The following is a 15,920-nucleotide window of genomic DNA, read 5'->3' as shown; positions in this document are numbered from 1 at the left end:
GTTTTTTGAATGAAAGAGAAAAAGCAAACGAAAGTGACCATCAACGAAGTAGCCGCTTATGCAGGTGTTTCAAAATCAACTGTATCCAGATATATCAATGGCAGAACAAATGAAATTTCTACTGAAAAGGTCAAAAAAATCAAAAAAGCCATTGAGGAACTGCATTATCGTCCGAGTCAGCTGGCTCAAGGTTTGAAAGTAAGGAAAAGCAAGGTCATTGGGTTTATTGTAGCCGACATTACGAATCCATTCTCTGTAGCGACACTTCGCGGAGTCGAAGAAATTTGTGATGAATATGGATACAGCATCATGGTATGCAACACAGATAACCGGCCAGAAAAAGAACGAGAAATGCTCCTCAAGCTGAATGCGCATTATATTGAAGGGCTCATCATCAATACGACCGGCCAGAACAATGACATTTTGCAGGATTTTAAGAAAGACGGTTTGCCGATTGTTCTTGTTGACCGGAAATTATCTGAACTAAAAGTCGACACAGTGACAACGAATAACCGTGATATCACGATCCAGTTGCTTCAACAAATGTATGAGAGAGGCTATGAACACATCGCCTTCTTTACTGAGCCGGTCGATGGGATCAGTCCTCGTGAAGAACGAAAAGAAGCATATGAACAGACAGCCATGAGTAAACATAAGAAGCCTATCATTGCAGAAATTGATTTGAAACAAAAGGAACAACTGCGAGAAGAGCTTGTCCATTTTGTCCAATTAAGCCAGCAGAAAAAAGCAATTTTAGCAGCCAATGGATTACTTATGCTGAAGCTGATCAGTGAGCTTGTAGAACTCGGGTTAAAGATTCCAGAAGATATAGGCATCGCAGGCTTTGATGATACAGAATGGTATAAGCTGATTGGGCCTGGAATCACAACGGTTGCCCAGCCATCTCATGAAATGGGGAAAGCCGCCATGCAAAAAATCAAGACTCGGCTTGAAGGGGATGAAAGTGCGCCCCAAACCATTCAGCTTGATGGAGAAATCATCGTAAGAAAATCCTTATAAACAACAGACAGAGAAGAGTATACATACGTGCATGCTCTCTCTTTTTCAACTAATTTGAAACCGGTACCGAGAAAGGGGAGAAATGAGTGAAAGCATTGGATGCGGTCACATTTGGGGAATCAATGGCGATGTTTTACGCAAAAGAAGCCGGAGAGCTTCATCAAGTGCATACATTTCAAAAGGCGCTTGCTGGTGCCGAAAGTAACGTAGCAGTCGGTTTGGCGAGGCTAGGTTTTGATGTGGGATGGATGAGCAAAGTCGGAGCAGATTCACTTGGCACATTTATTTTAGAAGAGCTTCAAAAAGAAGGAGTCGATACAAGTGCAGTGATCCGTTCAAATGATGGGTCTCAAACAGGGATTTTACTTAAATCCAAAGTGATAGATGGAGACCCTGATGTCACGTATTATCGTAAAGGCTCTGCTGCGAGCACAATGAGTCCAAGCGACTTTCCCGCGAATTATTTCAAACAGGCAGGACATCTCCATATGACAGGTATTCCGCCTGCATTATCCAGTGAAATGAGAGCGTTTTCTTTTCATGCTCTTCAAAAGATGAAAGAAGCAGGCAAAACCATTTCATTTGATCCAAACCTTCGGCTGCAGCTATGGGAAGAGGAGGAAGATATGATCCATACAGTGAATCAGATGGCTTTTCAAGTGGATTGGTTTTTTCCGGGGCTTGCAGAAGGGCAAAGGCTCACAGGCTGTCACGAGCCGGAAGAGATTGCAGATGTTTATTTGCAAAAAGGCGTCAAGCTTGTGGTCATTAAGCTCGGTGCAGAAGGTGCTTTTTATAAAAGTGCATCCAGTCAGGGGATTGTGAGCGGCTTTTATGTGTCAGATGTCGTGGATACAGTCGGTGCCGGTGATGGGTTTGCCGTGGGGGTTATCAGCGGGTTACTGGACGGTTTATCATATGAAAAATCTGTGACAAGAGGCAATGCTGTAGGGGCTCTTGCGGTGATGTCTCCAGGCGATAAGGACGGCCTGCCTACTCGGGAAGAGCTTCAGGCCTTTATGAAAGAAGCCAAGCGATATCACAGACGGGAATATATGAAGGAGGATGAAGGATATGGGAAAGTCAGCAAGTTTGAGCGTTAAAGAACGTCTCGTGGCTTGTAAGCTGATCGCAGTGGTGAGAGCGGAGAGCGAAGCAGAAGGCATTGAGATCATTGAGCGTTTAAAGAAAAAAGGCGTTCGTGCCATTGAAGTGACGTATACCACGCCCAATGCTGAACACATCATCGCATCCTTTCAGCATGAGCAAGATCTGATTGTAGGAGCAGGCACAATCACCACCCTTCAGCAGGCGCAGTCAGCCATTGACGCAGGCTCGCAATTTATTGTTAGTCCAGGGTATCTCCCTGTCATTGGAGAGCATCTCTCATTTCACGACACACTCTATGTACCAGGTGTCCTCACCCCAAGTGAAATCATGCATGCAAAAGCAGCTGGATACTGCTTGCTCAAACTTTTTCCAAGCGGCTCCTTCGGTTTATCCTATATGAAAAACTTACAAGGCCCATTTCCAGACATTGAATTTATTCCAACGGGGGGTATTCATCCAGCCGATGTGCCAAAATGGCTGAAAGCAGGTGCAGTGGCAGTAGGGGTCGGAAGTCAGCTGGAAAGCAGTACGGCAGAAGAATTACAAGCAGTTCTTTCTTCATAAATAGGCACTATCAAATGAACAACTGGCAGATGAATGCCGGTTGTTTGTTCGTTTAGCTGACATAATAGCAGGTGAATGCTGACTCTTCACGTGTCAGCTTAGAGACAGGTGCGATGTCTTTTTTCGAGCCAGCAAGAAAACTATATGAGAGTGTTGGGTTTTATATTTGTCCGCCTTTCGGTTCATATCAAGAAGATCCAAACAGTTTATTTATGACAAAGGAATTATAGAGGTCGAGAGAGTATGCTTATAAGCAGCTCTTTTTTTATGCGCAATTTTTGAAAGGGGGAGGATGTGGTGAAAGTATCAAAGTGGATCGGGGTGAGTGCCTTTCTCACTTTTTGTGTCGTATCTGTCATTTTTTTAACATCATTAGGTCAAGATTTATTTAAAATTGAAAGCGCTTCCGAAAAAGCGTCAACAACCTATCAATATCACTTTGTCCTTGTACCGGAGGAACTTGATAATGAATATTGGCAGCTGGTACAAAAGGGAGCTGCTGATGCGGCAGCCGCTCATCGCGTGTATTTAGAATATTTGGGTCCGAAGCAAGCCGATATAGACGACCATTTGAAAACCATTGATATGGCAATCGCAGGGCATGTCGATGGCATTATGACACAGGGACTTGATGCGAAGAAATACAAACCGCTTTTTCAGAAGGCGAGGGATAAAGGCATTGATGTTGTCACCGTTGATACGGATGCAGAGGGGAGCAAGCGTCAAGTGTATGTAGGCACAGACAATTATTATTCTGGCTTTATCGCAGGACAGGCACTCATTGCAGATACAAAAGGCGAACAGTATGTAGGAATTGTCACAGGCAGGCTTGATGCCGTTCATCAAAAGCAGCGCGTCAAAGGGTTTCGAGACGCCGTCGCCGTTGAAAAACGCATTCATATTGCTGGAATAGAAGAATCAGCCATTACCAAATCAGGGGCCTCCGGTGCCGCGTATAAACTATTAAACGATCATGCGAAGCTCACTGCATTTTACGGTACGAGTGCATTAGATGGTGCAGGTATCATTCAAGCAACAGCGCAATATCAATCGTCTACAGATGTCTATGTACTCGCATTTGATACGTTACCAGATACGATTCAGGCGCTCGATGATGGAGAGATTGATGCAGTCGTTGTTCAGCACCCTTATGAAATGGGCTACCAAGCAGTGGAATCGCTTGTGCGTTTGCAGAAAGGTGAAAAAGAAGAACCGCTTCAGTACACAGGAACGAGTGTGATTCGGCGCGAGGATCTGCCGCTGCAGCAAACAGACAGAAGGCAGGGGGTCCAGCCGTGAGAAGGATTCGAAGTAAGTTGCTACTGGCATTTTTAATCCTTGTGTTTGTTGGTAACGTGGCCGCTTTTTTCGTCTATTGGAGCAGCTCGAATATCACATCAGAATATAGCAGAAGCTTTCGTTCTTTTCTCCTGCTTAATGATATATCGACAGAGGCAAAAACGATGTATGAAAAGGTCAATGCGTATGCGATTGAAAAGGATCAGCAGTTTGCCAAAGAATATCTAGCTTCAAAACAAATAATGAAATCCTACGACCAGGCATTGCGAAAAGATGCCGGGCTTCATGCGGCAATTCCTTCTATTGAAAAATATCAATATATGATGCGGACGCTCATCAATGAAAGTGATGCGACCATGACATATGTAAAAGAAGGGAAAATCAAAGAATATGCAGCAAGTGTGAAGGAAGTAAGAACCGTCTCCTCCTACATACAAGAGCAAACGATGACCCTGCTTGATGATGAATTGTCTGAGTATCAAGTACTTTATCAATCTCTGCAAAAAAGACACCAAACCTATACGCTCTTTACCTTATGTTTGTTTACGCTGTCCATTGGGGTCGCCTTATGGATGGCGTATATGATTGCTGGCGGGATATCAAGACCGATCGTCCATCTCTCTCGAAGCGTAAAGGAAGTATCCGAAGGGAACTTTGATGGAGCGGACTTGCATGTCACCTCAAAGGATGAAATTTCTGTATTAAATGAGGCTTTTCAGCGAATGCGTCAAGAGATGAAAATGATGATTGAAGAGATGAAACAAAAGGCAGCCTTAGATCAAAAAATCAAAGACATGAAGCTGAAAACGCTGCAAAACCAAATGAACCCACATTTTTTATTTAATACATTAAACATCGTCTCGCGCATGGCTTACTTAGAATCAGCGGATGCAACATCGAGGTTGATCCAATCCGTTTCCACTCTCATGCGTTATTCGCTGTCAGCTCTCAGTGCATCCGTTACGCTCGAACAAGAAGTAAAAGTGGTCAAAGAATATTTTCATATACAAGAAACAAGATTTGCCGATCGTATCACATGCAAAACGACCATAGATGAATCGTGTTTATCTGTACATATCCCAAGTCTCACCTTACAGCCGCTTGTTGAAAATGCCTTTATTCATGGCGTTGAACCGAAGGAGGAAGGCGGGCTTGTCGAGCTCTCGATCTATCAAGAAGGCGGCTATGTGATGATTCGGATTCGGGACAATGGGATGGGAATCAATGAACAAGAGAAAAGGAGATTGCTATCAGAAAAAGAAGAGGAAGATCCAAACATCTTGAGTAAAGGGCACTCGACAGGGATCGGTCTTCGAAATGTGATGTCAAGGCTGCATTTGTTTTACGGGGTAAAAGATGCCCTTCAAATTGACTCAAAGCCAAACGAAGGCACCACCATTCAATTGGCTATTCCGATGAAGGAGGGACCTGCATGCTGAACGTGCTGATTGTGGATGATGAAAAAATAGAACGACTAGCGATGCGGAAGTTCATGACGGATTGGCTTCCAGAGTGTCATATCGCAGGAGAAGCTGAAAATGGAAAAAAGGCGGTTGAATTCGTGCGGACTGAGCCCGTTCATCTTGTGCTCATGGATATTCAGATGCCTGGAATGGATGGACTCATAGCGATCAAGCAAATCAAAGCGATCAGTCCTCATACAAAATTTATTATGCTGACAGCCTACGATACGTTCGATTATGCCAAGCAAGCGATGCAAGAAGGGGTGAAGCAATATCTCGTCAAACCGGCTGACAAAGATGAAACCATCACCGCCATTCGAACGGTTGCGGCAGAGATTCAGCAGGAGGCGTCTCAGCGGCAGGCGGTGGCGGCCGGGCAGCAGTCAAAGTGGCTTGAAGCTCATGTCATAAACGGTCAATCCTATACCTCTACGGAGTTTCAACAACTGTTTCATGAATTCGAAGCAGGTCTTGTCATCGCTGTGCAGCGGACAATCGGGGATCAGCTGTTGATGGATTTACAGACATCTCCCCTTTTTCATACGGTACCGATTCAGGTGAGTGGTGAGTTGTTTACATGTCTCATTTATCGTCACCAAGCGCCTGGTCATTTAAAGGCAGATGTCCTACAGGCGATTCGAACTGCCACCACAAACGATCAGCCTTTACCTGTCGTTGGCATAGGACACCCGGTCTCAAATCCGCTTTATCTTCAGAAAAGTGCAGCAGAGGCGAAGCTTGCCTATTATCAGCGAAAAAAGAGCCCCGGCGTTGTTCGTTATGGTTTTTACCAAACAGAAGAACAGTCTCATCCATTGATCCATCTGCCGGAGCTTGCAGACGATATGATGCAGGCAATGGAAGAAGGGAGAAGAGAGGATGCGCTCGCTTTATTCGATGCCTTTGAGCTAGAGGGGGCGACCCTTTCACAACTAAAAGAGCTGCTGATTTTATTTAAATCACGGCTACGAACAGACTGGCCAATATTAACGATCAGCACCGCAGTTGAATGCCGTCAGTGCTGTGAATATTTATTTGACGTGTACGAAGCAAGAAACCAGACTGTGAATGATATCGAGCGGGCAAAGCGATACATCAAAACGCATTTTTGTGAACAGATCACGCTGGAGCAGACTGCCGCCTATGTTGATTTAAGTCCAACCTATTTCACAAAACGGTTTAAAGACGAGACAGGGCTGACATTTAAAGAGTATGTGACCACCTGCCGGCTGGATAAAATCAAACAGCTTCTCAAAGACAGCTCGCTTAGTTTAAAAGAAATTACTTATCAGGCAGGATATACAGACCCCAATTACGTCAGCCGTGTGTTTAAGAAGATGGTGGGTTGTTCACCGAAGGAATATCGAAAACAGACCGTAAAAAAATGAAGAATTTCATAAAAAAGTGAAGAAGTTTGCCTAAAAAAAGCAAGGATCTGCCATTATACTTATTATGATAACGCTTACAAAATAGGGATGGGGGATCAATCATGAAGGTTAAATTAGGCTTTACGCTGTTAGTGCTTTGTATGCTTACCGTCACTGCCTGTAGTTCATCGACGAGCTCAGGTGCGAAAAAAGAGGGCGGAGCAGAGAAGCTCGATATTTTTTCTTGGTGGACTGGAGCAGGTGAAGAGGACGGACTGAAAGCACTTATTCAATTGTTTGAAGAGAAAAATAAAGATATCCCAATTGAAAATGCAGCCGTCGCAGGTGGTGCTGGTACAAATGCAAAGGCTGTTCTGACTAGCCGGATGCAAGGAAATGACCCGCCAGCTACATTCCAAGTACATGGCGGAGCGGAGCTGAATGAGAGTTGGGTCGCAGCAGGCAAAATGGAGCCGCTGGACGATCTATATGAAAAAGAAGGCTGGAAGGACAAATTTCCGGAATCACTCATTGACCTTGTCAGCAAAGATGGGAAAATCTATTCAGTACCAGTGAATATTCATAGGGGCAATGTGCTTTGGTATAACAAGAAGGTATTTGATGATGCAGGCTTAGAGCCGCCAACGACCTTTGATGAATTTTTCAAAACAGCAGATGCATTAAAGAAAAAAGGCATTACACCGCTTGCACTTGGTGATAAAGAGCCTTGGGCAGCGACGCATTTGTTTGAGAGTGTGCTGCTCGGCGTTTTAGGCGCTGATGGATATCAAAAACTTTGGGCTGGCGACATGAAAATGGATGACGCAAAAGTGAAGGAAGCGGCAGACATCTTTGGACGTATGCTTGAATATGTCAATGATGACCACAGCTCACGTAACTGGCAGGATGCCTCGCAGCTCGTAGCAAAAGGGGAAGCTGCAATGAATGTCATGGGCGACTGGGCGAAGGGGTACTTTGTGAATGATCTGGATCTGAAGGTGAATGAAGACTTTGGATACGTGGCGACTCCTGAAACAGAGGGAAGCTTTATGGTGATCACCGATACATTTGGACTGCCAAAGGGCGTGAAACAGCCAGAAAACGTGAAGAAATTCTTATCTGTCTTAGGATCTGTGGAAGGACAGGATGCATTTAATCCGCTGAAGGGATCGATTCCGGCACGTGTGGATGCAGATGTTTCTAAATATGATGAATACGGAAAATCGGCGATGAAGGCATTTAAAGAATCAAAGCTGGCGCCGTCTCTCGCGCATGGTTCAGCTGCTGAAGAAGGGTTTGTGACAAAAGCGAATCAAGCCGTCAATATCTTCGTCACACAAAAAGATAGCAGCCAGTTTGTTTCATCTTTAAAAGATTCAATGAAATAAAGACGAGGAGGCGGCGACTAAGCACCGCCTCTTTTTTAAAAAGGAGTGTAGCTTCATGCGTATGGATACATCGCCGATCACAAAAGCAGCAACACCTAAAGTCAAACGTGTTCAGAAAAAATGGAGTGGGGATCAGCTGCTTGCGCTTCTATTTTTAGCCCCGTCGGCTGTGTTGTTATTCATCTTTGTTTACGGCTTTATTGGCTGGACAGGGTATGTGTCATTATCAAATTGGACCTCGCTTGTTCCTGATTTCTCTTTCGCAGGGCTTCAAAACTATATGATGCTGTTTCAAGATTTCCGCTTTCAGTCTGATCTTCGGAACACGGTCTTTTTTACTCTATTCTTTATTGGAGCCGTTATTGCCTCTGGGCTCGCACTTGCGATTTTACTAGATCAGAAGATCAAGGGTGAATCTCTATTTCGGAATTTATTTTTCTTTCCAATGGCCCTTTCCTTCGTTGTGACAGGGGTCGTCTGGCAATGGATTTTAAACCCGTCCACTGGGGTGAATCTATTTTTAAAGACGCTTGGTATCCAGCCTAAGTGGTACACGGATACGAACATTTTAGCCGGATTTGTCTGGGGGAAAATTGAGTTTGGTATCCCTGCGGCAATGATTGCCGTCGTGATTGCAGCTGTTTGGCAGATGACTGGATTTTCTCTAGCGATGTATTTGGCTGGTTTGAGAGGCATTCCAGAGGAAGTAAGAGAGGCTGCTAGAATGGATGGCGCAACCGAGTGGCAGATTTACCGGAAGATTATTTTTCCTCTATTAAAACCGATTACTGCAAGTGTCATTATCATCATGGCTCATATTTCATTAAAGATTTTCGATTTGATTTACTCGATGACAGGACCGGGTGCAAACTTTGTCACAGATGTTCCGGGTGTTTACATGTTTGAAATGACCTTTAGAGGAAACCATTATGCAGGTGGTGCCGCCATCGCGATTGTTATGCTGATCTCTGTTGCGGTCTTTATCGTGCCATATCTCCTGTCGAGCCGAAAGGGGGCGTCATCATGACAGCTAGATGGTTTGTCCGTCCAGTCCTTTATGCTTTATTGATTTTGTGCAGTCTCTTTTTTCTGATGCCAGTCTATGTCATGCTCGTCACAAGCTTGAAGCCATTAAGTGAAGTGACCCTTGAGAAAATGTGGGCGCTGCCGTCAACACTCGATTTTTCAAGCTATCAAATCGCATTTGAAAAGCTAGCACCCAATTTAATGAATTCTCTTTATCTAGTCATTCCGGCTACCTTATTGTCAGCTGTCTTAGGGGCGATGAATGGCTATGTCCTATCAAAATGGCGTTTCAAAGGGTCAGAAGTGGTCTTTACACTGATGCTGTTTGGAATGTTTATTCCATATCAAAGTATCCTCATTCCACTCATTCAATTTTTACGCGAAGTCGGATTGTATAATTCGATTCCAGGTTTGGTGCTTGTCCATGTCGTATATGGACTCCCAATCACAACGCTCATGTTTCGAAACTTCTATGTGAGCATTCCTGATGAAATGATTGAATCGGCAAAAATGGACGGTGCAGGATTTATCGGGATTTTCAGACATATGATTCTTCCGCTTTCGATCACAGGATTTGTTGTGGTCGCGATTTGGCAGTTCACAAATGTATGGAATGAGTTCTTATTTGCAGTCACGATGACCACTGCAGAGCATCAGCCAGTGATGGTTGCCTTGCAAAATCTATCTGGCAGTCAAATTGTGCAATGGAACGTCCAAATGGCAGGGGCGATATTGGCCGCACTGCCGACACTTTTGGTTTATATTCTGCTCGGAAAATACTTTGTCAAAGGGCTTCTCGCAGGCTCTGTCAAAGGATGAAATATTTTTGTGTTATCGTTTTCATTTGGTGTACTGAAAGGATTGACTTCTCTTTAGATAGCGTCATAATAAAAGTTGAGACTTGCTAGTTTTCATCAAGCTTGGCAAGGATTATCAAAGGGTAGCAAAGGGAGGAGTCATCCTGAATGAAGCAGTCACCAATTTTTTTACTGCCTGAATTGAAGGAGAGAATATGGGGAGGTACAGCCTTAAGAGATCAATTTGGCTATGATATTCCTTCTGATCAAACGGGAGAATGCTGGGCAATTTCTGCTCATCCAAACGGACCAAGTGTCGTGCAAGACGGTCCATATAAAGGGAAAACGCTGATCGAACTATGGGACAATCACAGAGAATTGTTCGGGGGAATAAAAGGCGATCGATTCCCGCTGTTAACCAAAATTTTAGATGCAAACCAAGACTTGTCCGTTCAAGTTCATCCAGATGATGATTATGCGGAAAGACATGAAAATGGCGAGCTTGGAAAAACAGAATGCTGGTATATCATTGACTGCAAAGAAGGAGCAGAAATGATCTATGGGCACAATGCAAGAACAAGAACTGAGCTTGTGACCATGATGAACAGTGGAGATTGGGAAGGTCTTTTGCGTCGTGTGAAGATTACGCCTGGTGATTTTTATTATGTGCCAAGCGGTACCATTCATGCGCTGTGCGAAGGAACGCTTGTCCTCGAAACGCAGCAAAGCTCAGATACAACCTATCGAGTATATGATTATGAACGAAAAGATCAGAATGGCAATGAACGTGAACTTCATTTTGCGCAAGCCATTGATGTCACAACGGTTCCCCATGTAGATGGTTATGCAGATGAATCAGTTGAAACACGCCGTGGGCTGACCATTCGAACTTTTGTTGAAGCAGAGTATTTCTCTGTGTATAAATGGGAAATTGATCAAGCAGTAGAGCTTTCACAAGATTATCCGTTTTTGCTGTGCAGTGTAATTAGCGGGGAAGGGGCTCTAACGCATGATGGACATACATATCCACTGCCTAAAGGGGCTCATTTTATCCTGCCAGCTGAAACAGGGAGCTTCTCAATTGAAGGAACTTGTGAGCTGATTGTATCGCATATATAAAGGAAAAGAGGACTTCGACGGGGTCCTCTATTTTTCTATTGCATAAATGACTTGAAAGAGTACTTGTTTTTGTCGATAAAGAGATTAGTAGACTATTATGCAAAGTAAGAGAGGGACAGTGAACGTGAAAAAAACCATCAAGATTATGTTACTCGCAGCTGCCTTTGGTATGACAATACAGACGGGCAAAGAAGTGCAAGCAGCCTCCTATGTCGATCAATCCATTTATACGATGAACACCTCAAAGGTATTTACAACAGAATCAGAAGTAAAAAAAGCAGTGGAAACATTGAAGAAGGACAAAAAGTGGACAGCCACTTATCAAACCTCAGGAAACACGTCGACCTTTCAGCTCACTGCCTCAGGATATGAGTCACAAGCAGCAGCGAGTGCAAGTGCAGCTGCATTAAAAAAAGAGACGGGCATGAGCGGTACAGTGTCGCCAGTAGGTGACCGTCTTCCTTTACAAAAGGTCGTATCTGACCCCGTCAATGATCAAGCTCAGGCGAAAAAGCTCTCGCTCGAGCTAACGAAAACATCAGGACTTAATAGCACCTATGAAGTCATCAATCAAAGCAGACCTTCTTATCAGGTCATTTCAGGAACCATTGATTCTGAAACGAAAGTCAAAAGTATTCAAACCGAATTACAAAAGCAGGCCGGTGTCACCAGTACATACCAAACTGAAAACAAAGCTGGCACTGTGTATCAGTTGATTTCAGGCGGTATCGTTGGACAAAGTAAAGCGAATACGATCCTACAAGGCTTTCAAAAGGAGTCTGGTTTAAAAGCGGTGCTTCAAACGGTGACAGCAGGCAAGCCATATTACATCGTCACATCAGCTGCACAAGTGAGCCAGTCAAAAGCACAGACGCTTCTTACCCAGCTCCAAAGAGAAGCAAAGATCAGCGGGAAGATTCAAAAGACAGGCGCTTTAAAAAATGTGTATCGCTTGGAATCAGGCTATTTCAAAGACAACAAACAAGCATCCTCAGCTGCGGCCCAGATTAAGAAACAAACCGGCGCTACAGGGACTGTGCAGCGAGTGGGAAAAACAAAAAATTATATCGTGAAGCTCAATCAACTGAACGATACAGCATACGGAAAAACGGTGGCCTTTTTCAAGAAAAAGAAATGGCGCTACACATCAAAAAAGATCTCTTCTACACAGCCATATCAAGTAGTGACTGGAAACCTATTGGGAGATGATCAAGCGAAAAAAGCAGCAGCTTTCTTCCAAAAGAAAAAGGTATCAGCGACAACGAAAAAAACAGGTAAAGCATCTGACAGCACGTATCGACTTGTCGTCAATCAATCAGCGGACCAAGCGAAAATAAATAAAGGTGCCGCATATTTAAAAACGCAGAAGGTGACAAGCAGCATCACAACAAGTAAGGGACAAGCTGTCAGCAAAACGTATAGTCTCAAGACAACACCTGTATATGAGCAAAGTAAAGTCAAGCAGGCTCAAGAAATTATCAAGAAAAATGGCGTTGCCAGCAGTACAAAAACGCTGACAGAAGCGGTTAAACAATACCGGATCACGACAGAGCCGACGGTGAATCAGACAAAACTGAATCAAGCGCTAAGCTATTTAACGAAACAAAAAATGAAAGCAGCTGCTCAAAAAACAGGCGCAGCTGATTATGCTCAATATCAGATCAAAACCGGTGCCATCTCAACAGCCGCATTGCGCGATCAAGGCATGGCATTTTTCAAAAAACGGAATGAACCAGCTGCTTATCAAACAACAACGAAGCCAACCTACAAAATCAACATTACGCAGCAATTCACAGGATTACCAACTGTAAATGCAGCGATTGCTTTTGTGAAAAGTCAATATGGCTGGACAGCTACAGCTGTAAAAATCAAAAATGGCCCAATGGTCATGCAAACGAACTACAACCTCACTGTCAATGAGATGGTGAACAAGCAAATGAAGGTGTCACCACAGACCGATGGCGCAGCCTATGTATATGCACCATATGTCGACACGGCGACGTCAACTGTGAATACGGACGGCTTAAATGTTCGTTCGACACCTGATTCGAGCTCTGCAAGCAACATCGTGGCACAGCTGAATAAAGGAGCAAAAGTGAAACAGCTTGGGAAAGAAGGAAACTGGATCAAGATCAGCCTTGGCTGGAGAAATGCAAGTGCAGCAGAGGTGCAAAAATATGTAGACCCAGCCAATATTGCGGAGGGCACTCAATCTTATTTTCAATTTCTGAAACTCTCTGAAGCTGCGAATCTCAATCCGGCAGAAGTGAATTCAAAGATTCTAGCAGGCAAAGGGATTCTTGCAGGTAAAGGACAAGCCTTTATTACGGCAGCGAAAACGTATCATATCAACGAAATTTATCTCATTTCTCACGCGTTGCTTGAAACAGGTAACGGAGGTTCCATTTTAGCGAATGGTACGATGTTTAATGGAAAGAAAGTATATAATATGTATGGCATTGGCGCATACGACAGCAATCCGAATTACCTCGGTGCAAAATATGCGTATGAACAGCAATGGTTTACGCCAGAAGCAGCCATTATTGGCGGGGCAAAATTCATTGGCAACAGCTATATCAATCACGCCACATACAAACAAGATACGATTTATAAAATGCGCTGGTCTAGTGCAGCGACTCATCAATATGCAACAGATATTGGCTGGGCATATAAGCAAGTCACTCGTATGTATAGCTTGTATAACTTACTTGATAACTATACGCTGTATTATGATATCCCGGTTTATAACAAATAAAAAAACGTCCGTGCTTCCTAATGAGAAGCCGGACGTTTTTTGTGTAAGAGCTGCTGTTCAATATAGGATAAGAGTTGCTCACTAGACCTTCCCTTTGAATATTGATTCCATTCCTCGGCGAAGGTTTTGATTCGTTTTAGTTGATCTGATTCATTTAGATGAAGCAGCTCCTTCAAGAGCATGTCTTGAGTGATGCAAGCCTTCCCAGGAATGATGTCCTCATACCGATCGACTAAGCCGCGTTTCTCTCGATAAGTGTCTAAGTCATAGGTGAAGAACAAAACAGGCTTTTCAAGCAGCGCATATTCAAACACGATCGACGAGTAATCTGTGATCAGGACATCGCATGCACAAAGCAATGGATAAAGCGGCTGATCGGACACATCAAATATCCATTCATCGTCTGTTTCCGCCTTCGCTAAATGTTTGACCGCAGGATGAAGCTTGACGAGCAGAATATAATCTCCGTTTAGCTCTGTTTGTAATTGCTCCTTTGAAAAAGGAAGGACAAGACCGTCCATTGCAAAGTCTCGATAGGTCGGTGCATAAAGCAGGATCTTTTTCCCTTTAGGAAATTCGTTTGGCTTCAAGGAAGACTGGCGCTGATCATAGTACACATCCGTCATCGGGACCCCAGTTGGTAAAAAACGTTCATCATTGACTCCAAATGAAGACTTAAAAATCTCGCGCATATGATCTGAGCCTGTAACGATATAATCGAAAGACGTATAGACTCGTTTGAACCGTTTGATGTCACGAGGACTTCGTTCCGAATTTGAAGCATCTTCAAGACCGAATTTTTTCAACGCCCCATTAGCATGCCATACTTGAATACAGGTGGTAGAAGGACGTTTTCTGAGTACAGTTGTCATGAGAAAGTAATTATCTGTCACGACAACCTTGCTTTTAAACATCGTATAAATACATTGAATGAGATGGAGAGGATTTTTTTCATGAAAATAGCGAAATGACAGATGAGACTCGTCCTTTTCTATCGCAGAAGCATGCTTCGTATAGAGGACAGTAAGCTTCATCGTCATGTTCGCCTGTTGTTGATAAGTATCAATAAGAGCAGCTGCATTCTCTTGAAATGAAACAAGCAGCGTCACCTGGTTTTCCCGTGGTTTGACGCCGCTCATCAGCCATCCTATGAAAGAAACGAAAGCTGCATAGCATAAAATGATCATTGAGCGTATATTTATCATTGGTCAGTCTCTCACAGCTGCTTCGTCTGATCCTTTACTTGCTCAGGATAGTAACGTTTTTTCCCTTTGTTTTCTTTCAATACGGCAAAAGCGTATTTAGGAATATTCAGCATTCGTTTCCATCTCCATGGATTCACAACAAGTCTGTACAGCCATTCTGTATTTGTTTTAATCATCCAGCGTGGTGCACGCTTCACCGTTCCGCTAAATACATCAAAGCTTCCGCCTAAACCGATGCAAACAGCCTGCGGGAATAAATGACGGTATTCATAAATAAAGTTCTCCTGATTTGGATAACCTAAAGCAACGAACACCATATCTGCTTTCGAGCGAGCGATTTGCTTTGCTACGAAACGTTTATCGGCTTGATAACCGTCACAGCTGCCTGCAATGACCACATTTGGATATTCCGTATCAATTCGCTGTTTAACAGCCTCAAGCACTTCTTTTTTTGCCCCATATAAAAAGATACTTTTAGACTGCTTGTTTGCTAGATCAAGCATAGACATGAAGACATCAAAGCCAGCAATTCTTGACTTCAGCGGACTTTGTGTTAAACGTGACATTAAGACGACGCCTACACCATCCGGCAGCACATAATCCGCAGAAGAGACAACTTGATGGTACGCATGATCCTTCATAACAGCATAGCCAATCTCTGGATTGACAGTCGCAATCATGGCGCCTCTTCTTTGAGAAATATGATGGTGATTCATATAGCTAATAAATTCATCTAGGTCGCCGTTTACATAAGAAAGGTTAGAGACCACTTCTGTTTGCATTGTTTAGACCTCCTTTTTCATCTTG

The 15,920-nt window shown here is 43.6% G+C and carries 13 protein-coding genes and 1 pseudogene; 12 read left to right on the top strand and 2 right to left on the bottom strand.

Going from position 1 to position 15,920, the window contains the following annotated elements:
* The first annotated feature begins 9 nt into the window (after positions 1-9).
* From MHI33_RS19225 to MHI33_RS19170, 12 genes and pseudogenes are all read left to right on the top strand, one after another.
* Entirely contained in the window at positions 10-1,020 is a 1,011-nt protein-coding gene (locus tag MHI33_RS19225; protein WP_065097909.1) for a LacI family DNA-binding transcriptional regulator, read from the top strand.
* Positions 1,021-1,106: 86 nt separating this feature from the next.
* Positions 1,107-2,123, top strand: a complete 1,017-nt coding sequence (locus MHI33_RS19220; RefSeq protein WP_065097910.1) for a sugar kinase — start codon at positions 1,107-1,109, stop codon at positions 2,121-2,123.
* Complete coding sequence (locus MHI33_RS19215) at positions 2,095-2,694, top strand: bifunctional 4-hydroxy-2-oxoglutarate aldolase/2-dehydro-3-deoxy-phosphogluconate aldolase (protein ID WP_065097911.1); 600 nt, start codon at positions 2,095-2,097, stop codon at positions 2,692-2,694. Before MHI33_RS19220 ends, MHI33_RS19215 begins: the two co-directional genes overlap by 29 nt.
* A gap of 89 nt (positions 2,695-2,783) precedes the next feature.
* A pseudogene (locus MHI33_RS19210) lies at positions 2,784-2,924 on the top strand (GNAT family N-acetyltransferase); the annotation flags it as partial.
* A 67-nt stretch (positions 2,925-2,991) separates the two neighbouring features.
* Entirely contained in the window at positions 2,992-3,993 is a 1,002-nt protein-coding gene (locus MHI33_RS19205) for a sugar-binding protein (protein ID WP_044140070.1), read from the top strand.
* The gene (locus MHI33_RS19200; protein WP_340913198.1) at positions 3,990-5,432 is read left to right on the top strand and encodes a sensor histidine kinase; all 1,443 of its coding nucleotides are present in this window, start codon (positions 3,990-3,992) and stop codon (positions 5,430-5,432) included. Before MHI33_RS19205 ends, MHI33_RS19200 begins: the two co-directional genes overlap by 4 nt.
* The gene (locus tag MHI33_RS19195; protein WP_065097913.1) at positions 5,426-6,844 is read left to right on the top strand and encodes a response regulator; all 1,419 of its coding nucleotides are present in this window, start codon (positions 5,426-5,428) and stop codon (positions 6,842-6,844) included. Before MHI33_RS19200 ends, MHI33_RS19195 begins: the two co-directional genes overlap by 7 nt.
* 101 nt (positions 6,845-6,945) lie before the next feature.
* Positions 6,946-8,211: an ABC transporter substrate-binding protein gene (locus MHI33_RS19190; protein WP_340913195.1), complete on the top strand. Its 1,266-nt coding sequence runs from the start codon at positions 6,946-6,948 to the stop codon at positions 8,209-8,211.
* A 61-nt stretch (positions 8,212-8,272) separates the two neighbouring features.
* Positions 8,273-9,238, top strand: coding sequence for a carbohydrate ABC transporter permease (locus MHI33_RS19185; protein ID WP_065098081.1), 966 nt, complete (start codon positions 8,273-8,275; stop codon positions 9,236-9,238).
* Entirely contained in the window at positions 9,235-10,056 is an 822-nt protein-coding gene (locus MHI33_RS19180; RefSeq protein WP_012011467.1) for a carbohydrate ABC transporter permease, read from the top strand. The genes MHI33_RS19185 and MHI33_RS19180 overlap by 4 nt, the downstream gene beginning before the upstream one ends.
* 146 nt (positions 10,057-10,202) lie before the next feature.
* Positions 10,203-11,153, top strand: a complete 951-nt coding sequence (gene manA / locus MHI33_RS19175; RefSeq protein ID WP_126741290.1) for a mannose-6-phosphate isomerase, class I — start codon at positions 10,203-10,205, stop codon at positions 11,151-11,153.
* A gap of 124 nt (positions 11,154-11,277) precedes the next feature.
* Positions 11,278-13,908 carry a glucosaminidase domain-containing protein gene (locus tag MHI33_RS19170; RefSeq protein WP_265208860.1) on the top strand — a complete coding sequence of 877 codons (2,631 nt, stop codon included), beginning with the start codon at positions 11,278-11,280 and terminating at the stop codon, positions 13,906-13,908.
* Positions 13,909-13,925: 17 nt separating this feature from the next.
* Here MHI33_RS19170 and MHI33_RS19165 read toward each other — a convergent pair whose 3' ends face one another.
* The gene (locus MHI33_RS19165) at positions 13,926-15,113 is read right to left on the bottom strand and encodes a CDP-glycerol glycerophosphotransferase family protein (RefSeq protein WP_265208859.1); all 1,188 of its coding nucleotides are present in this window, start codon (positions 15,111-15,113) and stop codon (positions 13,926-13,928) included.
* A gap of 11 nt (positions 15,114-15,124) precedes the next feature.
* Positions 15,125-15,895: a WecB/TagA/CpsF family glycosyltransferase gene (locus tag MHI33_RS19160; protein ID WP_044140062.1), complete on the bottom strand. Its 771-nt coding sequence runs from the start codon at positions 15,893-15,895 to the stop codon at positions 15,125-15,127.
* Between the last annotated feature and the right edge of the window lie 25 nt (positions 15,896-15,920).

This window comes from Bacillus sp. FSL K6-2971, from assembly GCF_038006405.1.
Classification (GTDB): Bacteria; Bacillota; Bacilli; order Bacillales; family Bacillaceae; genus Bacillus; species Bacillus pumilus.
Note: the sequence above shows the minus strand (reverse complement) of the source record. Positions and strands in the feature narration are given on the sequence as shown.